20 protein-coding genes are annotated in these 24,613 nt (G+C 35.2%); 8 read left to right on the forward strand and 12 right to left on the reverse strand.

Annotated features, from left to right (window positions below):
* Positions 1-72 precede the first annotated feature (72 nt).
* Positions 73-2,874 (reverse strand): DNA polymerase I, encoded by a 2,802-nt coding sequence (gene polA / locus BGO84_RS00830; RefSeq protein WP_291026755.1) that lies wholly within the window; start codon positions 2,872-2,874, stop codon positions 73-75.
* Between the two features lie 359 nt (positions 2,875-3,233).
* Here polA and BGO84_RS00835 point away from each other — a divergent pair, with 359 nt between their 5' ends.
* On the forward strand, positions 3,234-4,205 hold the full coding sequence (locus tag BGO84_RS00835; RefSeq protein WP_135105341.1) for a polyprenyl synthetase family protein: 972 nt from the start codon (positions 3,234-3,236) through the stop codon (positions 4,203-4,205).
* 34 nt (positions 4,206-4,239) lie between these two features.
* On the opposite strand, the gene BGO84_RS00840 is transcribed toward BGO84_RS00835, so the two are convergent.
* From BGO84_RS00840 to BGO84_RS00885, 10 genes are all read right to left on the reverse strand, one after another.
* Complete coding sequence (locus BGO84_RS00840) at positions 4,240-5,097, reverse strand: AraC family transcriptional regulator (RefSeq protein ID WP_291026757.1); 858 nt, start codon at positions 5,095-5,097, stop codon at positions 4,240-4,242.
* A 135-nt stretch (positions 5,098-5,232) separates the two neighbouring features.
* Positions 5,233-5,883 (reverse strand): HAD family phosphatase, encoded by a 651-nt coding sequence (locus BGO84_RS00845; protein ID WP_135105339.1) that lies wholly within the window; start codon positions 5,881-5,883, stop codon positions 5,233-5,235.
* A gap of 144 nt (positions 5,884-6,027) precedes the next feature.
* A complete protein-coding gene (locus BGO84_RS00850) occupies positions 6,028-6,822 on the reverse strand; it encodes a M48 family metalloprotease (RefSeq protein WP_291026759.1) in 795 nt (264 codons plus the stop codon).
* Between the two features lie 34 nt (positions 6,823-6,856).
* Positions 6,857-7,285 (reverse strand): GNAT family N-acetyltransferase, encoded by a 429-nt coding sequence (locus tag BGO84_RS00855; RefSeq protein ID WP_135105337.1) that lies wholly within the window; start codon positions 7,283-7,285, stop codon positions 6,857-6,859.
* A 25-nt stretch (positions 7,286-7,310) separates the two neighbouring features.
* The gene (locus BGO84_RS00860; RefSeq protein WP_291026761.1) at positions 7,311-8,132 is read right to left on the reverse strand and encodes an alpha-1,2-fucosyltransferase; all 822 of its coding nucleotides are present in this window, start codon (positions 8,130-8,132) and stop codon (positions 7,311-7,313) included.
* 162 nt (positions 8,133-8,294) lie between these two features.
* On the reverse strand, positions 8,295-9,398 hold the full coding sequence (ychF, locus tag BGO84_RS00865) for a redox-regulated ATPase YchF (RefSeq protein ID WP_135105335.1): 1,104 nt from the start codon (positions 9,396-9,398) through the stop codon (positions 8,295-8,297).
* Between the two features lie 96 nt (positions 9,399-9,494).
* A complete protein-coding gene (locus BGO84_RS00870; RefSeq protein WP_291026763.1) occupies positions 9,495-10,442 on the reverse strand; it encodes a hypothetical protein in 948 nt (315 codons plus the stop codon).
* Between the two features lie 162 nt (positions 10,443-10,604).
* Positions 10,605-11,294: an SGNH/GDSL hydrolase family protein gene (locus BGO84_RS00875; RefSeq protein ID WP_291026765.1), complete on the reverse strand. Its 690-nt coding sequence runs from the start codon at positions 11,292-11,294 to the stop codon at positions 10,605-10,607.
* Between the two features lie 20 nt (positions 11,295-11,314).
* On the reverse strand, positions 11,315-11,848 hold the full coding sequence (locus BGO84_RS00880) for a hypothetical protein (RefSeq protein WP_291026767.1): 534 nt from the start codon (positions 11,846-11,848) through the stop codon (positions 11,315-11,317).
* 1 nt (position 11,849) lies between these two features.
* The gene (locus tag BGO84_RS00885) at positions 11,850-12,590 is read right to left on the reverse strand and encodes a GDSL-type esterase/lipase family protein (RefSeq protein ID WP_291026769.1); all 741 of its coding nucleotides are present in this window, start codon (positions 12,588-12,590) and stop codon (positions 11,850-11,852) included.
* 643 nt (positions 12,591-13,233) lie between these two features.
* On the opposite strand from BGO84_RS00885, the gene sppA reads away from it, so the two are divergent.
* The 4 genes from sppA to BGO84_RS00905 all read left to right on the forward strand — a co-directional run bounded on the left by sppA (position 13,234) and on the right by BGO84_RS00905 (position 18,470).
* Positions 13,234-14,988, forward strand: a complete 1,755-nt coding sequence (gene sppA / locus BGO84_RS00890; protein WP_291026771.1) for a signal peptide peptidase SppA — start codon at positions 13,234-13,236, stop codon at positions 14,986-14,988.
* A gap of 16 nt (positions 14,989-15,004) precedes the next feature.
* On the forward strand, positions 15,005-16,090 hold the full coding sequence (lpxK, locus tag BGO84_RS00895; RefSeq protein ID WP_291026773.1) for a tetraacyldisaccharide 4'-kinase: 1,086 nt from the start codon (positions 15,005-15,007) through the stop codon (positions 16,088-16,090).
* 28 nt (positions 16,091-16,118) lie between these two features.
* Positions 16,119-16,934 (forward strand): purine-nucleoside phosphorylase, encoded by an 816-nt coding sequence (locus BGO84_RS00900; protein WP_291026775.1) that lies wholly within the window; start codon positions 16,119-16,121, stop codon positions 16,932-16,934.
* Between the two features lie 93 nt (positions 16,935-17,027).
* Positions 17,028-18,470 (forward strand): transglutaminase domain-containing protein, encoded by a 1,443-nt coding sequence (locus BGO84_RS00905; RefSeq protein ID WP_291026777.1) that lies wholly within the window; start codon positions 17,028-17,030, stop codon positions 18,468-18,470.
* On the opposite strand, the gene BGO84_RS00910 is transcribed toward BGO84_RS00905, so the two are convergent.
* On the reverse strand, positions 18,467-19,663 hold the full coding sequence (locus tag BGO84_RS00910) for an MFS transporter (protein ID WP_291026779.1): 1,197 nt from the start codon (positions 19,661-19,663) through the stop codon (positions 18,467-18,469). The two genes, BGO84_RS00905 and BGO84_RS00910, sit on opposite strands and share 4 nt — an antisense overlap.
* Before the next feature lie 122 nt (positions 19,664-19,785).
* Here BGO84_RS00910 and thiL point away from each other — a divergent pair, with 122 nt between their 5' ends.
* The 3 genes from thiL to BGO84_RS00925 all read left to right on the forward strand — a co-directional run bounded on the left by thiL (position 19,786) and on the right by BGO84_RS00925 (position 24,597).
* Positions 19,786-20,817 (forward strand): thiamine-phosphate kinase, encoded by a 1,032-nt coding sequence (gene thiL / locus BGO84_RS00915; RefSeq protein ID WP_283685588.1) that lies wholly within the window; start codon positions 19,786-19,788, stop codon positions 20,815-20,817.
* 81 nt (positions 20,818-20,898) lie between these two features.
* Positions 20,899-21,825 carry a hypothetical protein gene (locus BGO84_RS00920; protein ID WP_291026781.1) on the forward strand — a complete coding sequence of 309 codons (927 nt, stop codon included), beginning with the start codon at positions 20,899-20,901 and terminating at the stop codon, positions 21,823-21,825.
* Positions 21,826-21,963: 138 nt separating this feature from the next.
* Positions 21,964-24,597 (forward strand): valine--tRNA ligase, encoded by a 2,634-nt coding sequence (locus BGO84_RS00925; protein ID WP_291026784.1) that lies wholly within the window; start codon positions 21,964-21,966, stop codon positions 24,595-24,597.
* Positions 24,598-24,613: the final 16 nt, after the last annotated feature.

Raw genomic sequence — 24,613 nt, forward strand, 5'->3', positions numbered from 1 at the left:
ATTTTATACATCTAAATTGTCATTGTGAGTAAAAAACCAAGAACCTCTTTATTATTAAAACCATATAATACTTTAATGCGCTTCCAGCCAGTTCTTTCCCTTTCCGCAATCAGCTCTTAGTGGAACAGCCAGTTTATATGCATTTTCCATTTCTTCAATTACTATCTTCTGAACTTTATCAAGTTCATTTTCAAGAACATTAAAATTCAACTCATCATGTACCTGAAGAATCATCTTCGATTTGATATTCTCTTTATCGAAGCGTTTAAAAATATTATTCATCGCCACTTTTATGATGTCAGCCGCACTCCCTTGTATAGGAGCATTTATGGCATTTCGCTCGGCATAACCACGTACAGTTGCGTTTCGTGAGTTGATATCTGGTAAGTATCTTTTTCGTCCAAAAACAGTTTCTACATAGGTCTTCTCGCGTGCATCAGTTATGCATTTATCCATATATTCTTTCACCTTCGGATAAGTCTCGAAATAACCGTCAATAAGCTCTTTGGCTTCTCCTCTTGGAATGGTAAGTCGTTCGGCCAATCCAAAAACAGAAATACCGTATATAATACCAAAGTTGGCTGTTTTTGCCTTTCGACGCATATCACTCGTTACTTCATCTATCTTCAATTTATAAATCTTGGCAGCCGTTGCAGCATGTATGTCTTCCCCGCTATTGAAAGCTTCTACCATCGATGGGTCTTGGCTAAGATGTGCCATAATACGGAGCTCGATCTGAGAGTAGTCGGCAGAGAAAAACAAGCATCCCTCATCGGCAATAAATGATTTCCGAATCTCTCTTCCCTGTGCATCGCGTATAGGAATATTCTGAAGATTGGGATTCGTAGAACTTAGTCTTCCGGTAGCTGTTACTGTCTGATTAAATGATGTGTGTATCTTCCCGTCTTTGGGGTCAACAAGCAGCGGAAGTGCATCAATATAAGTACTCAGAAGTTTTTTAAGACCTCTGTATTCTAATATTTTATTTACAATCGGATGCGTGTCTTTAATGCTTTCCAATGTCTCTTCACTGGTTACATACTGTCCTGTTTTAGTCTTTTTGGGCTTGTCTACAATCTTTAATTTGTCGAAAAGCACCTCTCCTACCTGCTTCGCCGAATTTATATTAAATTCTGTTTCTCCAAGCTTATATATCTCCGATTCGATATTCTGCAATTCGAAGGTAAGAGTCTTAGAATACTCTCCTAAAGCAACCGTATCCAATCTTACTCCTATAAATTCCATGTCTGCAAGAACATAGATAAGAGGTAACTCTATTTCGTAAAATAATTTACTTAAATCCTGTTTCTCAATCGCCTTTTCAAGTATACTTTTCAGCTTCAATGTAACATCCGCATCCTCACATGCATAATCACTAATCTGATCAGGACGCAAAGAACGCATATTCAACTGATTTTTACCCTTAGCCCCTATCAGCTCATCAATATGTATTGTTCTGTATTTCAGATATGTTTCTGCCATATAATCCATATTGTGTCTCAACTCAGGATTGATAAGGTAATGAGCAATCATTGTATCAAACAATTTGCCTCGCACATGAATATCATATTTTTTGAGAACAATAATATCGTATTTTATATTCTGTCCTATTTTCAGTATCTTCTCATTTTCAAAAAACGGACGGAATTTATCTATCAGTTTCTTCGCTTCGTCAAAGTCGGCAGAAACGGGAACGTAATAAGCTTCTCCCTCTTTGAAGGCAAAGGACATCCCTACCAGTTCGCTCACTATAGGATCGAGACCTGTAGTCTCGGTATCGAAACAGCAAGATTCCTGATTAGAAAGAGTACTTATCAGTTCCAAAATCTCTTTCTCTTCCTCCACAAGATGATAAGAGTGGGGTATATCTTTCAGCTCCTGTAAGGCTGAATAGTTAACGGTTGTATTATCTGAAGAAGAGTCTACAGGTGGCAATAATTCGGCAAATAAATCACCCTGTATAGCTTCATGCGTTGTCGTATTTCTCACAGGGTTTGATGGGATACCATCAGTCTTGAGAACCCTGCTGATAAGTGTTCTGAACTCAAGCTCTTCAAAAAGAGCACTTATTTTTTCAGCGTTTATTTCTCTACGAGCAAATTCATCTTTGTTGAAATCGACAGGTACATCGGTCTTGATGGTAGCCAGAAATTTTGAGAATATAATTTGCTCTTTATTATCTTCCAGTCGTTGTTTTAATGCTCCTTTAATCTCCGATGTATGTTCAAGGAGGTTTTCGATAGTTCCGTATTCCTCTAACAGTTTCTGAGCAGTTTTAGGGCCCACTCCCGGGCATCCCGGTATATTATCTGAAGCATCACCCATAAGACCGAGTAAATCGATCATCTGGTCGGGAGAAGATAGCTCATATTTCTCCATGATGGCTTTAGCATCTAATACATCAAATCCCGATCCTGCAAACTTTGGTTTGTACATGAATATATGATCGGATGTAAGCTGACCATAATCCTTGTCGGGAGTCATCATATAAACATCTATATTCTCCTTTTCTGCTTTCTTCGCAATAGTACCAATTACATCGTCAGCCTCATAATAAGGAACTTCCAACTCTTTGATATTATAAGCTGCAATAATCTCCTTGATAATAGGAACGGCCGCCCTTATATCTTCGGGAGTCTCCTGACGCTGCGCTTTGTATTTCTCATAAGCATCATGACGGAACGTTCCTCCCGGAGGATCGAATGCGACGGCAATATGTGTCGGGTTTTCTTTGCGAAGAAGTTCCTCTAATGTATTCACAAAACCAAACACAGCAGATGTGTTCTGACCCTTAGAGTTAACCCTCGGATTCTTTATAAATGCATAGTAAGAACGGTATATGAGCGCATACGCGTCTAATAGGAATAATTTCATTGGGGAATATATTTATATTATAAAACAGTGGAAAGTTAAGGAAAAACTGATGAACTACAAAAGAGACAAATTAAAATAGATAATCAATCTTCACCGTAAGACCCTCTATCCGTAACCGAGGGGGAAAGAAAAAAATAAACAGCTTTACTTATTGATATTCTTCTTTACAAAAAAGTAAAAAAACAGAGTAATAGAACCAAATATCAAGGACTATTTGAGGATACTAAGTATTAAAAAAGAATTCAAAAACATAAAAATGCAATTATTCTTTAAAAAATTCCTTATATGTATGTAAAGTTACGCATATATAATGCTTAAAGCCGAAATATTCTTAAATTTGCAACTCAACAAAACAAGATATGGATAAAAAGCTTTTAATAGCTAAACCTGTAGCGGAAGAATTAAAAATATTCAATACTTATTACAAAGATTCTGTTTTTTGCAATAATGTAAGGATTCAGGAAATTATAGATCACATTATGAAATCGGATGGTAAAAGAATCCGTCCCATTTTACTACTTCTGGCTGCTAAAGCCTGTGGCGAGATCAATAATATTACTTACAACGCTGCTATCACTGTAGAACTTTTGCATACAGCTTCGCTTATACACGATGATGTGGTAGACGAATCGAAAATAAGAAGGGGAAAAGCTTCGTTGAACGCTATTTATGATAATAAAATGGCAGTTCTGGCAGGTGATTACTTTTTATCTACTGCTCTTATAAAGAGCGTGTTGACAGGCAATATAGAAATCATATCCAATATATCTGACTTAGGGCGCGACTTGGCCGAAGGAGAACTTAATCAGCTTTCGCTGGTAAAAGAATTAATTATTGACGAAGATGAGTATTTTCAGGTAATAAAGAAAAAAACCGCCTCTCTAATGTCGGTATGTATGCGTATAGGCGCAATATCTGTAAGTGCTTCGGAAGAAGAAATAGAAAAATTTACCCGCTTGGGAGAATTATTTGGATTGTGTTTTCAATTACGCGATGATATTTTCGATTATTTTACCGATGCTATTGGCAAGCCAACAGGAAATGATATACGTGAAGGGAAAATAACTTTACCGCTTCTGTATGCTATTAAAAATGCTTCGGAAGAAGAAAAAAAGGAAATACTATCTATCGTATATTCTTATAACTATACAGACGAAAATATTCAGCATCTGATCAACTATGCCAAAGAGCATGGAGGAATAGATTATGCATACAGGAAAATAGAAGAATTTAAGGAACAAGCCGAAAAAATTATAGAAACTATTCCTGATTCTGATGTGCGTGAAGCACTCGAAGCCACAGTAGATTATATTATAAAAAGAGTATATTAATAAAAGAGCAACTTCCTTAAAGTTGCTCTTTTACTTATTGAATAGGAATATAAATCTCTGTTTTCAATTTATCCGGAGTTGTACGATCCGGATTATTTAAATATTTCTCAAACCCCTGATCGATGCGTAATTCATATCCATTATCAGGAAGCCATCTAAAAATAGTGTCAAACACAGAGGACAAATTATTATAAGGTCCAATATAAGTAAATACTAAAAATTTACCCCCTAAAACGTTTTTTACGCCTATTTCTCCTTTTGGTGACACTTTCTTATGGATTACAAGACAAACGTCTGTTATGAGCTTATCCGAATCCGTTACATGAGGGTCGTCATGAGACATAGCAAGATGTTCGATGCCTGCGGTAAACAGTTTATTTTCTTTTACAAAAGACCATAGTTTACTATATGCACTTCCGTAATCAAGAGTACGATAATCACCCTGAAGACGCAGGTATATAGCTTTTTTGGAGTCGAGCTCCACTATTTTTGGATTTTTGAGTTGTATATCAGAAGATACTTGCAATGGTTTCATAATTTTATAACTTTTGTTATTTCTATAATCTGATGGTGAAATATTATAGTACTGGCGAAAAACTTTTGTAAGAGAAGAAGGGGTATTATATCCTACATTATATGCAATATCTTGTACCGAAAGATTGGAATATCTTAATAAACGAGCTGCAGTCTCGATGCGCATTCTTACAACAAATGCTCCTACAGATTCTCCAATTATAGCTTTAAAAATACGATGAAAATGAAATTCCGAAAAATTTGATATCTCTGCTAATTCTTTCAAATCCATTTCATCATTCAAATGATTGCCTATGTATTCGATAATGATATTAATACGTTTCGCATAATCTTCCCTAGTTGATATTTTCTGCTTCATACTTATAACTTTCTGTTACAAAATTATATATAGTGCAATATTGTTACTTTTCCAAACTTGCTATTTATTGAAAACTAACAAAAAGAGAGCATCATTCAGATGCTCTCTCTTCTTTATTATATTTTTATAGACTATTTAAGCCATCAAACTTTTTAGCTTTTCTGTATCAGTAAAATCAGCTATCACACCGTATGTATAGTCTTTCAGGAAATCGACAGATAAGGTTGTAGATACACCTATTACACGCATAAATGCATAAGTAGCAGCTTTGATACCGGTAAATGCATCTTCGAATACGATGCACTCTCCCGATTGTACTCCAAGATTTGTCTTAGCCAATACATATCCCATCGGGTCGGGCTTTCCTTTCTTTATACTATCAGATGTAATTATTGTATCGAAAGTATCGCCTAAAGACAACTGGTCTAATACAACCTTTACTTTGCTAGAAGGAGAACTGGTAACAAGCCCTATTTTATAACCTTCATCTTTAAGGTATTTGATAAAATCAAGAACGCCAGGAATAACCGTTTTTTTATAATCGATGGCTTGTTCCATTTTCGAACATGCATCTCTTATAGCTTGTTTTTCTTCGAGAGTTGAAATCGTAAAATAAAGTTCAATGATAGAACTCAATGTCATTCCCTTTATTACGTCCGAAAAGTTATTAATTTTCAACTCATTCTCTTGTGCTATCTTACTCCAAAACTCATCATAAGCGCGCTCTGTGTCTACGACAACACCATCTAAACCAAACAGTACGGTTGTTATTTTACTTTTTGCCATTTTATTTTATTAATACTATTAGCTAATAATAAAAACTGAACAAAGTAAGATAATTTTATTGGGAATCCTGCTATATATCATCATAAAATAAAAACGGAAACATGATGATGTCCCCGTTTTTAAGATATCGTAGCCTATAATTTCTTATTTATATTCCTTCTTATATTTGGCTTCAAGTTTGTCTGCTCTTTTGCCACTTTCGGGATGAGTAGAAAACAATTGTTTAGCCTTGCTTTTGTCTACACCTGCATCGTCAGACAATTTTTGAATAACGCGTAAAGCTGTTACCATTCCCATCGGATCTTTACCACTCTTTTTCAAGAATTCATAACCATAATCGTCAGCGGCATACTCTGCCTTCTGTGAAAATTGAGCACCGGCTAGTGCTTCGCCAAGTTCACCCAACTGAGAGTCGGTCAGTGTGGCTGCTACATCTCCGGTAGAACCTACTGCATCTTTAAGAGCAGAAGTAAGCAATGCTTTTTTGAATGCTTCCTTAGAATCCTTATTAACGATATGACCTACTTCATGACCTATTATTCCCAATATTTCATCATCTGTCATCAATTCCATTAAGCCCGCAAATACACGGATACTTCCGTTTGCACAAGCAAAAGCATTCTGATCTACAACATAATAAGCCTGAATATCAAGTTTTACATCTGAAGGCATTGTTGCTTTTATTTTTTCGAGACGATCTGCTACGGCTTTCATTCCGGGATCAGAGTCGGTTGTTTTACAAACCGGGTTATGAGCATCCATCCAGTCAATATATTCCTGACAATAGGTAGCTATTTGTTCGTCGGTAAGTGTTAATGCCTTTGCTGTTTTAGTAGCTGCGTCAAGATGCTTTTTATTAATTTTTAGTCCTCCCAGCTGCGCATTTGCAGTGTGAGAACATATTAAAATTAGTGTTAAGGCAATTAGTAGTTTTTTCATAAAAATAAATGTTAATGATTCGTATTTTAAAATATTAGCTTTTCTCTAAATGTAATATGGGATAGCCTTTTCCCTCTCCATCATACTCGTCTCTGCCCACTTCTTTAAAACCTAAATGATAATAAAAATCCAAGGCTTGTGTATTTTGTTCGTTTACATCCACTTTTCGAGCATTCAGTGTGTTTACAGCATAGTCCATCAAGATTTTACCTATACCCTCTCCCCTACTTTCATTCTCTACAAAAAGCATTTCTATGCTATCATCACTTATACCTAGAAATCCTTTAATGATACCCTCCTGATTTCTATAAACATATAGAGAAACATGTTGAAAATAGATAGGAATGTGAGTTTTATAAAATTCAAAATCTTCGTCTGATAAAAAATCATGAGTAGCCTTTACCGCACTCTCCCAAATATCTATTAATACAGGGTAATCTTTTTTCTCAGCAGAACTAATCATAGTGTAAAATTATTTAGGTTAAACTTTAGTCTATATCAAGAATATTTCCGTTTTCAAAGGTATTAAAAGATATGATTCTAGAAAAATCGGAAAGTTTTAATTCTTGGTTTTCACACATCATATAACACACCGGTACTTCTCCATAAAATGAAGCCCATTGCGAGAATGAACTTGGAGGACCTATTATATAATCACTTTTAGATAAAGCGTATAAATCTTTTTCTGAGGATGATTCGGGTATGATAAAACAATCTAATTCTGAAAAATTACGGAGGTCTATTCTTTCATTAGAACAAATCAAAAATTTAACCTTCTCTCCTCTCTCTAAAAGGTGTTTTTCTAAATCTTTCATTGCTCGATAATAAGCTTCATCAGAGAAATAGTATATACCATCGAGCCACTCTTTATAATCTCCTCTACGTATATGTACACCAACTATAACAGCTTTTTCTTGAGAAGATAAAAAGTCGTTTACAACAGTCATTACATCTTTTCTGAAATCAAATAAAGGACGTATATTATCCGACTGCTCTATTACCATTTCTCTATTTCCGAGACGATTAGACCAGCCTTCTATTAAATTAAGATTGAATAATTTTCTGAATACATTAGATCTTCCATTTTGTATATATCCTCTTGCCTTGAGTGAAAGGAATACTCTTTGCAGAAGTTTTTTAGACTTAAAACGTATAAGTTTATTTCTGTTCAGATTGGAAAAAACAGGTAAATATTCATCGAAATTTATAACCAATACTTTCTCTTCGTATTTCAATCCATAAGCTATAGATGGAATAAGAGACCATATTCTGTTACACAACTGACCCGGAGAATCGTAGTTAATAATCATAAGAATATTAGTGAGAATTTGTAAAGTTATAAATTAAAGAAATATAGAGGCGATTATAAAATAAAATTGTTGCTAATATCAATCATGACACTATATCACATATAGTAGTATAATAGCATGAATATTAGCAACAATGATAAAAATATCCTAAATGCCTAAGATTTATACATTAAACCTGAAATGCATTATATCACCATCCTGAACGATGTATTCTTTTCCTTCTACATTCATTTTACCGGCTTCCTTCACAGCAGCTTCCGAACCCAATGTTATAAAATCATTGTATTTTATAACCTCGGCACGAATAAATCCTTTTTCAAAGTCGGTATGTATAACGCCTGCACACTGAGGAGCTTTCCATCCTGAAGTGAATGTCCAAGCACGTACTTCCTGAACTCCGGCAGTAAAATATGTTTGTAATCCGAGAAGCTTGTAAGCCGATTTAATCAGCCTTGCTACTCCCGATTCTTTAAGTCCAATTTCTTCAAGAAACATTTGACGCTCTTCGTAAGATTCAAATTCAGCTATTTCAGACTCTATTTTTGCAGCTACAATAAGAATTTCAGCATCTTCATCCTTTACAGATTCACGTATTTGCTCTACATAGTTGTTTCCCGAAACAGCACTGGCTTCATCTACATTGCATACATAAAGCACAGGTTTGTATGTAAGAAGATAAAGCTCTTTCGCTATTTTTTCATCCTCTTTGTTATCAAATTTAACAGTACGAGCCGACTTACCTTGCTCAAGCGCTTCTTTGAACTGAACCAAGATATCATAAGCACGTTTAGCTTCTTTATCCCCTCCTGTTTTCGCTTGTTTCTCTACTTTCTGAATACGGGATTGTACTGTTTCCAAATCTTTGAGTTGGAGCTCTATATCTATAATTTCTTTATCTCTCACAGGATTTATACTTCCATCCACATGAGTGATATTATCATCATCGAAACAACGAAGTACATGAATAATTGCATCTGTTTCACGTATATTGGCAAGGAATTTATTACCAAGCCCCTCCCCTTTGCTAGCTCCTTTAACGAGCCCGGCTATATCTACTATTTCTACTGTTGTAGGCAAAATACGATTGGGTTTAACCAATTCCGCTAATTTATTTAATCTTTCGTCCGGAACGGTTATTACTCCTACATTTGGTTCTATTGTACAAAAAGGAAAATTTGCCGATTGTGCTTTTGCGTTCGATAAACAGTTGAAAAGAGTAGACTTACCCACATTAGGAAGTCCTACAATACCACATTGTAATGCCATTATTTTATATAAATTATTTTTTCAGGGTACAAAGGTAGTGAAAAATCAATGACATACAGTTTTTTGATTTTACGAAGTAAAGATCTCCGTAAATAATTATCTAAATAACATATGATAAGGATCTTTATCCAATATCTTCTTATAATAATTCCTGAGATTATTTATCTGAGTATCATTGGCCGATTCAGTTACATTTATATCCCTAAGTCGGGTTCTATTTTTAAATTTAATAGGTAGATAGTGTGACGAATATTCAGTTTTAGCGTATTTTGTTCCTTTCAGATGTGCCATAACATTCAACCAAACATCATCTGCATAAAAACATAATTCTCTTAATAAATCAATATTAAAGACATCCTTATGCAAAGAATGAGGAGGATAAAGTACTCCTCCTACACCTGTAGGGAATATATCAATAGAAGGTGACTTCGCATCATTTATCATTTTCCATTCATTATACTTTGTCAGATTTCTATCATTAATCTTTACTTCCCATCCCCGGCAACAGCAAATAGTTTGAGGATATTTTTCAGATAATTCGATAAGATGTTGTGTTATATATGAATTATATAAAATATCATCATCAACAGTTATAATAATATCATCAGGAAACTCCTGCATAGTATAATAATATTTTGTATGTGCCTTCAGATTTTCATTACAAAACCTTATTTCAAGTCCTCTGTCCTGTAACCGAAGTAAGTTTTTTGGCAATTCTGATAACGAGGAAAACTGTTCTTTAGATAACCATAATAAAATCTTATCAGGTTTTAATTCCTGTCTCATGATAGATTCTATCACAAGCCATACTCTATTTATGCGTGGAGGAAAAGAAGTCAATGAAACTATAATACGATTACTTGCTTTATCCGATTTTTTCAATTTATATTCATCCTTATTTGCTGTTATCCTGAAATAGATTGGAACAAACAAATTAACGAAATAGAGGGTCGGAATACGTAGAAACGGATATAAGAAATATCTGGATAAAGGATTATGTTTTATATGTATAAATGTATATAAAGTATCAAAGAAATTAATCATTTTTGGTTTTCATTTATTTTAAAAACCAAGTTTATAATAATTGTACTGATCATTAAAACAATATCTACATATAGGCATATATAATCGATAAATACTTCTATACAAACAAAAAAGAGCATCCTTTATAGGGACACTCTCCAAATAATTAAGAATAAAAATATCTTATTTTATTACTTTATCTATTACCTTTTTAGCTGTAGCTTCCATTATCTTATAACCTTCTTCATTAGGATGTACTCCATCAGTACCTAGATAGCTTTTTAAAGCATTATTTTCGTCGCACATCACCGAAAAATAATCTATATATGAAAATCCTTTTTCTTTAGCATAAGCTTTTATTTTCGCATTCAGAGACATTATTTTTTGAGGTACATCTTTTATCTCTTTTCTCCAAGGATATTCGCCCGCAGGTGTTACAGATGATAATATCACTTTTATGCCGTTAGCATCAGCCAGCTCGGCCATCGACATGATATTTCCTAAAGTAAATTCTTCATTATATGGACCTGTATTTTGAGCAACATCATTTGTACCTATATTTATCAATACTGCAACCGGCTTAAGATTAATTACATCCTGACGAAAACGGGACAACAATTGCGGGCTGGTTTGTCCACTTATTCCACGACCTACATAATTATTTGATTTAAAAAAATCAGGGTGTGCATTAGGCCATCCATCGGTAATAGAATTCCCTATAAATACAACTCTCTTTTCACCTTTGGCAGGTGCAGGCAATGCAGCATTCGCTTCGGCATACCTATCGAGATTTATAAGTTTATTAAATTCTTGTGCTTGAGAGAATAATCCAAAAAAGGAAAAAAAGGACATAATTAAAATTACTTTTTTCATGATAAATAAGTATTTATATTTCAAAAATTGAATGAATATCCTATACTATAGAAAAGATTATTACCATAAGGTGAATATTCGTCCTGTACTACATCGTATTGTATCATGGCTATCATATTCATGTACCGCAAACCTCCTCCTATAAGAACAGACGGTACAAATTTATTAGTTTTATATTTATTTCCACTATTTTCTATAGTTTCCCATACACGGCTGGCTTCGGGCTGAAGGCTTATGACAAGAAAATCAACAGGATAAAAACGTCCAAAAACATCAAAACTTACATAATGCCTGCTCCATTTAACATCATAATTTTTCTCTCTGAAATAGTTATATCCTAATCCTACCCCGGCAGTAAAATATTTAGAAAAATTATAACCAACCTGAGGAGAAATACCCACAGCTGTATAATTCCCGAATTGTAAATTCATATTACCTCCGAAAGTAAGTTTAGAAGGATCAAAGCCGGAACCAGCCTTATAACTTCCTCCATATTGCGAATACGCAAGACCGGTACTTAATATTAAAGAAAGAATTAAAATTACTTTTTTCATATCATTCGTTTTTATCATTTTTACTCAGAATATTATCAATAGCCTCTTGTACCAAAGGTTCCATTACTTTTTTATACCCTTCTTCGTTAGGATGCAATCCATCAAGGGAATAACTATTTATCATTCCGTTTTCACTATCACGCATAGGAGTATTCAAATCTAAATAGTAATAACCTTTCTCTGTAGCATAAATTTTTATACATTCATTCAGTTCATCTATTTTCTCTGGTACATCTTTGATTGGTTCCCATCCATGACCTTTGCATGGCAGAAGAGAAACCAATATTACTTTTATGCCATTCATATCAGCTAATTCGGCCATCGATTTTATATTATCCATCGTAAACACAGGATCGTACTCACCTGTTTTCTCGGCTATATCATTTATACCTGCACTTATAACAACAACTTTAGGATGCAATTCTATAACATCTTGCCTAAAACGTAAAAGCATCAATGAACTTGTTTGTCCACCCTTTCCCCTGCATACGTAATTATTATCTACAAAGAATTTGTATCGTAGATGTACCCAATTTTCAGTGATAGAATTCCCTATAAACACGACTCTATTTTCATTAACTTCAGTTATTTTCAGTTGACTGTTAGCCCACGCATAAGCATTTAGCTTAAAAATATCGTTATTCAATCTGTCTTTGTATAACCTATATCCTATGTATGGTATCAATATCAAATTAAGTAATACAGATATAACAAAAATGGTATAAATAAATTTCTTTTTCATATCAATTATAAATGATCTGATTATTTCCCCGATTGCACAAAGTGGAGGTGGTAACAAAACAACATGCTATTATAAAAAGGATATATTTAAAAACTAAAAGGAGTTTATTAAACATTATATATATTATTAATTTTTAATTTAAACTTAACAAAAAATCATTGTGTTTGTAATAGACTGTTAATTGTGTTTATTCTTTTTTTGAAGAATACTTGTAAATATCGATATTAAAAGTTCATTCACTTATAAAAGTGAGTTATTAAACAGAGTAAAATTATACAAATTATTTATATAAAGCGTATTATGAACTTTATTAAAACAATGTTAATAACTATGATTGTTGATAATTTTTCATTTTTTAATCTATTAATAATTGTTGATAAACCTTTCATAGCAGAATGATAAAAGCCTGTGATTTTTAATTGTTATCTGCGACTTATTTCATATATGTTGTTTAGTTTCATAAAACAATTGATTTTGTTTTAAAAATCTATTAACAGTTATCAACAGTTTATCAACAATCTTTTTTGATAATCTAAATATGTAAATGAAGAATAAGAAACAATTGATAAGAAATACTAATTTAAGTAGCATATTCACAGATAAATATATAATTTTGTTATTCATTAATATAATAATGTAAAAGATGAAAGGTTTTCTTAAGAGTTTATTAGCCTCTATAGTAGGCTGTTCCATCGTTATAGGTATTTTTATTTTTATATTTATTCTTATAATAGCCGCTATGTCTTTCGGCTCATCTGATAAATATAATTTGAAAGATAATACTGTATTGACATTGAAACTTGAAGGTACTCTGTCTGAAAGAGTAGAACCAAATTCGTTTTTAGACTTGATAGGTCAAAATACGGATTTAGAAATAGGATTGGATGATATTCTTTCATCTATAAAGAAAGCAAAGGAGAATGATAATATAAAGGGAATTTATATTAATGCCGGTGCATTTGCTGCTTCTAATGCTTCGTTGAAAGAAATACGCGATCAGTTAGCAGACTTTAAAGAAAGTGGAAAATTTATTATTGCTTATGCCGATGTTTATTCACAAGGATGCTATTACTTATCGTCAGTAGCAGATAAAGTAATAATGAATCCTCAGGGTAATCTCGATTTGCATGGACTTTCATCTTCACCTACTTTCTACAAAGGGTTGCTTGATAAAGTAGGTATCGAGATGCAGATCTTTAAAGTAGGTACATTCAAATCTGCGGTTGAGCCTTTTATGCTTGATAAAATGAGTGATGCAAATAGAGAGCAGGTTACAGCATATATAAACGATATATGGTCTACTATTACATCCGAAATATCAGACTCCAGAAAAATATCAGTAGATAAAATAAACCAACTGACAGATTCTTTACAAACATTCAAATTAGCCAATGCTTCAGTTAGTGATGGGCTTGTAGACACATTGATGTATGAGACAGAAGTAAAAGAATATCTGAAAGATTTGCTTAAAGTAGAAAAAGCAAAAGATGTGAGAATGGCATCTATCAAGGATATGACTTCCGTATCCTTTGTAAAAGAAAGTAATTCTAAAGATGTTATTGCTATACTTTATGCCGAAGGATCTATAAATAATGGATCCGGTAAAGACGGTATAACTGATAAGAGATATGTGAAGGAAATTGAAAAATTAAAAGATAACGATAAAATAAAAGCCGTAGTTTTCCGTGTTAATTCGCCCGGAGGAAGTGCTTATGCTTCGGAACAAATATGGAAAGCCATTACCGACCTGAAAGCAAAGAAACCGGTGGTAGTATCTATGGGAGACTATGCGGCATCGGGAGGCTATTATATTGCATGTAATGCATCTAAAATTATTGCTCAACCAAATACATTGACAGGATCAATTGGTATTTTTGGCATGTTCCCAAATTTCGAGGGATTGACTAAAAAAGTAGGATTATCGTTTGATAATGTGAAAACAAATAAATTTGCTGATTTTGGCGATGCTACCCGTCCGATGAGACCTGAAGAAAAAGTAATATTGCAGCAATATATTGAGCATGGCTACGATCTGTTTTTAACTCGTTGTTCAGAAGGACGTAATATTCCAAAAGATTCGTTAGATCATATTGCTCAGGGTAGGGTATGGACAGGTAATCAAGCCTTGAAGATAGGATTGGTAGATGCTCTTGGAAATATAGATACTGCGATACAAGAAGCAGCGAAACTTGCCAAACTTGATGATTATTCTTTGCAGGATTATCCTAAAAAAGTTGACTTTTTAGAAAGTTTATTATCCAACCAGAAAGAAGAATTTGCAACAAAGGCAATGAAAGAATACCTTGGTAAGGATTATGAATTATTCAAGACTATAAAAGAGATAAAGGAACAAGATTTTGTTCAAGCTCGCATGCCTTATGACATAAGCATAAGATAAATATTCTAACTATATAATGATAAAACAACAGCCCGTGCATATCAACAAATGGCTGCTACCATTTTCATGGTTGTACGGGCTGATTGTATTTTTTAGAAATAAGTTTTTCGATTGGGGAATACTCAAACAGGAAGAGTTTGATATCCCTGTTATCTGCATAGGAAATATCACTGTAGGAGGTACGGGAAAAACTCCGCATACTGAGTGCGTTATTCGTTTGTTGAAGGATAAATATAGGGTAGGGGTACTAAGCAGAGGATATAAGCGCAGAACCAAAGGTTTTGTTCTTGCAGACGACAACACGACTAGTAAAGACATTGGTGACGAATCGTTCCAAATAAAAAACAAATTTCCGGATGTTATCGTTGCTGTGGATGGAGACAGGCGTAGAGGTATAAAAAAGCTTTTATCGCTAAAGAACCCACCTCAAATAATCTTATTGGATGATGCCTTTCAGCACCGTTATGTAAAACCTTCTTTTACAATTATCCTGTCAGATTTCAATCGTCCTATATATGCAGATACTTTGCTTCCTGCAGGACGTTTGCGCGAACCTTTTTCAAAGATAGATGATGCAAATATGATAATCGTAACTAAATGTCCTCGGGACTTGCAACCTATCGATTATCGTATTATTTTGCATGATGTGAATCCTTTCCCATATCAAAGTCTCTATTTTACTACTTTCGATTATTTAGAATTAAAACCTGTATTTCCCAATAGCGGAGAAAGCAGGTCGTTAGAATTTTTACGAAACAAGACTGTTTTATTGGCTACAGGTATAGCTTCGCCTAAAGTGATAATAAAAAAACTATCGGAGTATACCCGTAAAATAGAAACAATAACATATCCTGATCATTATAATTTTAAGACAAAGGACATAAAGTATATTTCCGATAAGTTTGGAAATATAAGTTCAGAGAAAAAAATAATTCTGGTTACAGAAAAAGATGCAAGCCGATTAGTTTTGAAAGATATAGATGAAGAAATAAGAAAATATCTGTATTATCTTCCTATCGAAGTTGCATTTATGGACAAAGGAGACGATTTTGAAGATAAAATATTAAAGCACGTAGAAGACAGTAGATTTAAACTTAACTAAACTGTTTTAAGAATAACAAATAGAATATATGCTAGAAAAAATATACGAAACAGCATCGTTTATAAAAAATGTTGTGGGTACTGTACCCAATATAGCTATTATTTTGGGCACAGGTTTGGGAGAATTAGTACACGAAATAAGCGATAAGAAAGAAATACCATACGAAAAAATTCCTGATTTTCCACTTTCTACAGTAGAAGGACATAGCGGAAAACTTATTTTTGGAAAGCTTGGCGGAAAGCCCGTATTGGCTATGCAAGGAAGATTTCACTACTACGAAGGCTATACTATGCAGGAGGTAACATTCCCTATTCGTGTTTTTCAGGCATTGGGTATTCAGTACTTGTTTGTATCAAATGCAGCGGGAGGAATGAATGGAAGCTTCGATATAGGCGATATCATGCTTATCGATGACCATATAAATTTATTTCCCGAACATCCATTAAGGGGTAAGAATTATAAAGAGCTTGGCACTCGCTTTCCGGATATGAGCGAAGCGTATAACAAAGAACTCCGCCTAATGGCTATGAATATTGCCAAAGAAAATAATATTAAGTTGCAGCACGGAGTTTATATAGGTACACAAGGCCCTACTTTCGAAACTCCAGCCGAATATAATTGGTTTAAGATTATCGGTGGCGATGCCGTTGGTATGTCTACAGTTCCTGAAGTAATTGTTGCCAATCACGCAAAAATGAAAGTACTGGCATTTTCTATAATCACTGATATAGGTATCATTGGAAAGATTGTAGAGGTGACGCACGAAGATGTGCAGGAAGCCGCTAAAATAGCACAACCCAAGATGGCCTATATTATGCAGGAGGTGATAAAAAGACTGAATTAACAAATTGAAAATATTAGAAATATAAAGGATGCAGAATTTCTGTATCCTTTTTTATTTATCTTTATAGATAGGTTTTATTCAAATCCATTTCTTATGAAAGCATACATTCTATCTATTATCATCCTATATTTTTGTGTTTGCACTGTATCTTATGCGCAGCAGCAAGTAACAATCAATCAGATAAATGTTGAAATATCGAAGGGAAACTTCGATAAATCGAAAAAAATGATAGACCTGTACATTGCTCAAAACAGCTTATCGTCAGAGGAAATTTATAATCTGAATTTTAAGAAAGATGTGCTTGATAGGATAGCGATAGATTTTTCGAAAAACAAATCTGATGTTGTTGAGTTCATTAAAAAATATTATCCTGATATAAATGATAAGATGCTCTCCGAGTGGGAAAATGAGAAATCTCTCGAATCGATGATTATCAATGGAGAAAAAAAGTATATGAGCAGAGCTGCTCCAAATCTATTCAGAATAAATAAACAAGCGATAAAACGCAAATTGGAAGTAGACGGAAACCAAAAAGATGAATTACAGAATGTACTGAAAACACATTTACCATTTGTTGTAGATGGTTTGAAAAATACAGGAAGCACTCAAATGCCTCCTGTGAAAATGAAAGTAAAATATACTATAACCCTTAAGCCGAATGTTGTTCCAGCCGGAGAAATAGTACGATGTTGGCTGCCTTATCCGCGCGAAGATAGTCGTCGGCAGACAGACGTAAAGTTACTCTCTGTAAATGATAATAACTATGTTATATCCCCATCCGATTATGCTCAGCGAACATTGTATATGCAAAAAATAGCAAAAAAGGATAAGCCGTTAACCTTTTCATTCGAATTTTCTTATGCTTCGGCTGCCGAGTGGTTCAATATAAAACCTGAAAGTATAAGAGATTATGATACGAATTCAGATTTTTATAAAGAATATACTGCGGAGAGGGAGGCTCATATAATTTTTACTGATCAGATAAAACGATTGTCTGACCGAATCATAGGAAATGAAAAGAATCCATACCTGAAGGTCAGGAAGATATTCGACTTCATCAGTGAGAACTATCCTTGGGCAGGTGCTCGTGAATATTCTACGATACCCAATATACCTGAGTATGTGATTGAAAACCATCATGGAGACTGTGGGCAAGTATCCTTACTTTTCATTATGCTTGCTCGTTATAATGGTATTCCGGCAAAATGGCAAAGCGGATTTATGATGCATCCCAATGAGCTCAATTTACATGACTGGGCAGAGGTTTATTTTGAGGGTATAGGCTGGGTGCCTGTCGACCAGTCTTTTGGTAGACGAGACTTAGAAATGAGTAACGATATCAAATATTTCTATGCCAATGGTATCGATGCATATCGTTGGATTGTAAATGATGATTATTCACAGCCTCTTTTCCCTGAAAAAATATATCCTCGAAGCGAAACTGTCGATTTTCAGCGAGGTGAACTAGAATGGCGGGGAGGAAATATTTATTTTAACCAATGGAATTGGGATATTGATGTAGAATATTTGAACTAAGCTTTTTCCTTCTTCGTATTAGGTAAAAACGCTGCTACCAATCCGATTAGTGGCAAATAAGCACAAATATCATATACATGCTGTATACTGGTTTCGTCCGCTATTTTTCCCAGTATGGCAGATGCTATGCCGGCAATTCCAAATGCCAGTCCGAAAAATAAACCGCCAATCAATCCTACTTTTCCGGGAACAAGTTCTTGTGCATATACCAGAATCGCTGAAAAGGCGGAAGAAAGTATAAATCCTATAAAGATGCTCAATACGCATGTCCATACAAGCCCTACATGAGGCATAATGAGAGCGAAAGGAGCTGTACCCAATATCGATGCCCAAATTACATATTTTCGTCCGATACGGTCTCCTATAGGACCTCCTATAATTGTACCAAGTGCCACAGCAAATAAGAATGCAAACAAAAATAGTTGTGCATCTTTTACCGAAACACCAAACTTATCGATCAGATAAAACATATAATAACTGTTCAGGCTCGCCATATATACATATTTTGAAAATATGAGTATAAGCAGAATCGTAATGGCAAAAGCTACTTTACCCGAAGAATATACAGACTGTTTTTCTATGGAGCTATCATCTTTTTTGGTCGGTTTCAGTCTATACAGATTGCTCTTATACCATTTACTTATAACAAGCATAATACCAATACATACAAGAGCTATAAGCGACAGCCACTTTATATTCTGTTGACCATATGGCGTAATTATCCATAAGGCTAATAAAGGGCCTACGGATGATCCGAAATTTCCCCCTACCTGAAAGATAGATTGTGCCAATCCTGTCTTTCCACCCGAAGCCATATAGGCCAAGCGGGATGCTTCAGGATGGAAGATGGATGATCCAAGTCCCGTAAGAAATACGGCGATCAACACATGAATAAAACTTCCTGCAAAAGAAAGCGAAAGGATCCCTATCATCGAAAATGCCATTCCTATCGGCAAAGAATAGGGTTGAGGTCGTTTATCTGTGATAAGCCCCACTACAGGCTGGAATATGGATGAAGATAACTGAAAGACGAGTGTGATAAGCCCTATTTGGGTAAAGTTGAGCAATAGCGAATCTTTCAGTAAGGGATATACCGCCGAAATGATCGATTGCAGCATATCATTCAACATATGGCATACAGCCAACATCGAAAGTATAGCAAAAGCTGTTCCTGTTTGCGTTGTTGTTTTCATCAAAAATGGAGTAAAAGTCTGCAAATGTAGACTTAAATATTGATATATAAAAAAGGGCGGTTTGTTTTACTGCCATTGTAGGATAGAATGACTATTTTTGTATTCAATTAATTTTTAGATAAATGAAAAGAACAGAAATAGCCAGTCTAGGAGAATTTGGTCTAATAGATCATCTGACAAAAAATATAGAACTAAAAAATTCAAGTTCAGAAAAAGGGGTAGGGGACGACGCTGCTGTTTTGTCGTATGGAAATAAGAAGACACTCGTAACAACCGATCTGCTGCTTGAAGGTATTCACTTCGATCTGATGTATGTTCCTCTGAAACACTTGGGATATAAATCGGCGATAGTTAATTTTTCAGACATCTATGCAATGAACGGGCAACCAAAACAGGTGACCGTATCGTTGGGTATTTCAAAGCGATTTTCTGTTGAAGATTTAGAATTATTTTATGATGGTCTTGCCCTTGCTTGTCAGGAATATGGCGTAGATCTTGTTGGTGGCGATACTTCTGCTTCGCTTACCGGCTTGGCTATCAGTATTACTTGCCTCGGCGAAGGAGAAGAAGGGAAAATCGTGTATCGTAACGGAGCAAAAGAAACAGATCTGGTTTGTGTTTCAGGAGATTTGGGTGCTGCATTTATGGGGCTTCAATTATTAGAACGCGAAAAGGCTATATACGACGGCAAAAGCGATTTTCAACCTGATTTTACGGGAAAAGAGTATCTTTTGGAACGCCAATTGAAACCTGAAGCCCGGAAAGATATTGTGAAGTTTCTTGCTGAAGAAGGGATTGTGCCTACTTCGATGATCGATATTTCAGACGGATTATCTTCCGAGCTGAAACATATCTGCAAACAAAGTAATGTAGGATGTCATATCTACGAAGAAAGACTACCTATCGATTATCAGACAGCCATGATGGCCGAACAGTTCAATATGAATGTAACTACTGTGGCAATGAATGGGGGAGAGGATTATGAATTGTTGTTTACTGTTCCTCTGTTTATGCACGACAAAGTATCTAAGATAAAGGGAGTACATGTGATCGGTCATATCACCAAAGAGGGGAATGGCTTTATTCTTGAAACCCGTGATGGGGCAGAAATAGAAATAAAAGCGCAAGGCTGGGATTCGATAGGGGAGAAATAAGCTCATAATTTTTGTAGGACGCAACAAATCATGCATGTTATTCATCTATCTTATTAGATGATTAACTTTAATTACAATATTATGAAAAAGATATTTTTTCTTTCTTCTTTTTTCCTGATATTTTTTGCAGGATGTGATACTTCTGAGCCTATAGAAAGTGATAATAGTTTATTGCCAAAAACAATAAAAACAGAGCAGTCTTATGATGCCGAGCCTCAGTATGATTATACGCATATTACAACTTTTGAATATGATAATTCTGACCGTCCGGTAAATATACTAAAGGAAACTTATCGTAGATTGAATAACGAAAAAGCAGATAAAAATGTATTAGTATACAGCATCTCCCGAAAATTGGAATATTCTGTATATTCTACATCGGAGAAGTCTCTTAGCTCAACAGATCTAGTAGGTATTACGCAAACAGATGTGATAAAAAGCTGGATTAAGGATAATGACTATTCTACACATACCGAAACTCGAGTATATGATCTAAAAAGCGAAAAAAATAATCTTATTGAAATTACCCTGAACGGAAAATTCAAAGAAACTATCGAGTTATCCAAGGGCTTAGCCGTAAAATATAATAAAGTGAGATTTTCTAATCCTACTGAAGAAAATACGATTAATTATACAGAGGAATATAAGTATAATAGTAAAGGCGATGTTTCGCAGTACAACTATATCTCACTATTGGATGATAGGTATGCCAGTGAAGAAAAATATTTATATGATAGCTTTAATGGAGTATATAAGCATATGAATATTCCTCAATGGTTGTTTATCGCTCTTTTCGGAAACGAAGGACGTATTCATAATATAAGAGAAATATATGTTGTGCATGGTGGCAAAGAAACACCTTTCGCAGAAAATATATATAGATACAACTCCGAATACTATGCTAAAGAGTCTGTATATCGTCCCAATTCTGAACTGGTTGGCATATGGGGCAGTAAAACAACTTACGAATATGTAAAAGCAAAAGTATCACAGATTAGACCATATTAATTATAACTTTTCTACATTTACAGTTCGCCTCAGGTATTCATCTTCGAGTATCTGAGGCTTTTTATAAAAAGGAAAATACAAATATATAAGCAACTATTTTGTATTTTTGTATCTCAAAATATATATTAACCACATAATATGGAAATTGCAAGTAAGTATAATCCTGCCGAAGTAGAGGATAAATGGTATAAATACTGGTTAGAGAATAAGTTCTTTCATTCAGAACCTGATAGTCGCGAACCTTATACAATCGTCATTCCTCCACCAAACGTCACAGGTGTCCTTCATATGGGGCATATGCTGAATAATACGATACAGGATATACTTGTACGCCGTGCCCGTATGATGGGTAAAAATGCGTGCTGGGTACCGGGAACAGACCATGCATCTATCGCTACAGAAGCAAAGGTAGTGGGTAAACTTGCTGCCGAAGGTATAAGCAAAAACGACCTGACCCGTGAAGCATTCCTTGAACATGCCTGGGAGTGGACTCACAAGCACGGAGGTATTATCCTCGAACAGTTGAAAAAACTAGGAGCGTCTTGCGACTGGGATCGCACCTGCTTCACGATGGATGAGAAACGCTCCGAAAGCGTATTGAAAGTTTTTGTAGATTTATATAATAAGGGTCTTATCTATCGTGGAATACGAATGGTAAACTGGGATCCGTCAGCTAAAACCGCTGTTTCGGATGAGGAAGTTATACATCACGAAGTAAATGGTAAATTATATTATTTAAGATATAAAGTGGCCCCCCAGACCCCCCAGGAGGGGGATGCTGAGTATATTGTTGTTGCTACCACGCGCCCTGAAACCATTTTTGGAGATATTGCGGTATGTATCAATCCAAATGATCCGAAGACTGCACACATGAAAGGCAAGAAAGTGATCGTGCCGATTGCCAATCGTGTAGTACCTATTATCGAAGACGAATATGTGGATATGGAATTCGGTACAGGATTCTTGAAAGTAACACCTGCCCACGATGTAAATGACTATATGCTGGGCGAAAAATATAATCTTGAGGTTATTGATATCTTCAACGATAATGGAACGTTAAATTCTCATGGACTTCAATACGAAGGGATGGATCGTTTCGATGTACGTAAGAAAATCGAAAAAGATCTTGAAGAATTGGGCTTGATGGAAAAAACAGAGGCTTATACAAATAGTGTGGGTTACTCTGAACGTACAAATGTACCTATCGAACCGAAGCTTTCTATGCAATGGTTTCTCAAGATGGAAGATCTGGCAAAGCCGGCATTGGAAGCTGTGGAAAATGACACAATCAAATTCCACCCTGCGAAGTTTAAGAATACTTACCGTCATTGGATGGAAAATATAAAGGACTGGAATATCAGCCGCCAGTTGTGGTGGGGACATCAGATTCCGGCTTACTATCTGCCCGAAGGTGGATTTGTAGTAGGAGAGACCCCTGAGAAAGCTTTGGCAGAGGCTCAAAAGCAAAATCCAAACCTCAAGATGGAAGACCTCCGCCAGGATGAGGATTGTCTCGACACATGGTTCTCGTCATGGTTGTGGCCTATTTCGGTATTCGATGGTATAAATAATCCGGACAATAAGGATATTAAATACTATTATCCAACGAATGATCTTGTTACCGGCCCGGATATTATTTTCTTCTGGGTGGCACGTATGATCATGTCAGGATACGAGTATCGTGGCGAAGCATGCTTTAATAATGTATACTTTACAGGTATCGTTCGCGACAAATTGGGACGCAAGATGTCTAAACAACTTGGCAACTCACCCGATCCTATCGAACTGATGGAAAAATACGGAGCTGACGGTGTTCGTATGGGCTTGTTACTTACAGCACCTGCGGGTAACGACTTGCCTTTTGACGAAAGTCTTTGCGAACAGGGACGTAATTTCAATAACAAAATATGGAATGCTTTCCGCTTGGTGAAAGGGTGGGAGGTAAGCGACTCTATCGAACAGCCTGAGTCGTCGAGAATAGCAATAGAATGGTTCCAAAATGTGCTGGCTAAGACAGCTTCGGAGCTTGATGATTTGTTTGGAAAATATCGCCTTTCTGAGGCTTTAATGTCTCTCTATAAGCTTTTCTGGGACGAGTTCTCTTCTTGGTATCTTGAGATGGCAAAACCCGCTTATCAACAGCCTATCGATAAGAAGACTTATGAAGCAACGTTGGGTTTCTTTGATTCTCTGCTTCGTTTGCTTCACCCATTTATGCCGTTTATTACAGAGGAGCTATGGCAGGCTCTTGCCGAACGCAAAGCAGGAGAGAGTATCATGGTATCTGAAATGCCGAAAGAGGTTTCTTTCAGCAATGATCTGATTGATACTTTCGAGAAAGTAAAAGAAGTGATTGCAGGTGTGCGTACTATTCGTTTGCAAAAGAACATTCCGAATAAAGAGGAATTATCGTTAGAATTAATAGGACAATATAATACAGATTTCGATACTGTGATTTCTAAGATGGGTAACCTTACTTCGATAAATACTGTTGCCGAAAAAGATCCTACTTCGGTTTCTTTCCTTGTTGGCACTACAGAGTTTTCTGTTCCACTTGGAAATAATATAGATATAGAAGCCGAATTGAAAAGACTGAATGACGAGCTTAAATATCTTGAAGGCTTCCTAAAATCAGTTGCAGCGAAATTAAGCAACGAGAAGTTTGTTGCTAACGCTAAGCCCGAAATCGTAGAAAACGAGCGTAAAAAGCAGGCTGATGCCGAAAGCAAGATAAAGACGATTAAGGAAAGTATTGCAAATCTAAACAAATGATATTAAGTAGGAGAGG

It is taken from the genome of Dysgonomonas sp. 37-18, assembly GCF_001899125.1.
GTDB lineage: Bacteria > Bacteroidota > Bacteroidia > Bacteroidales > Dysgonomonadaceae > Dysgonomonas.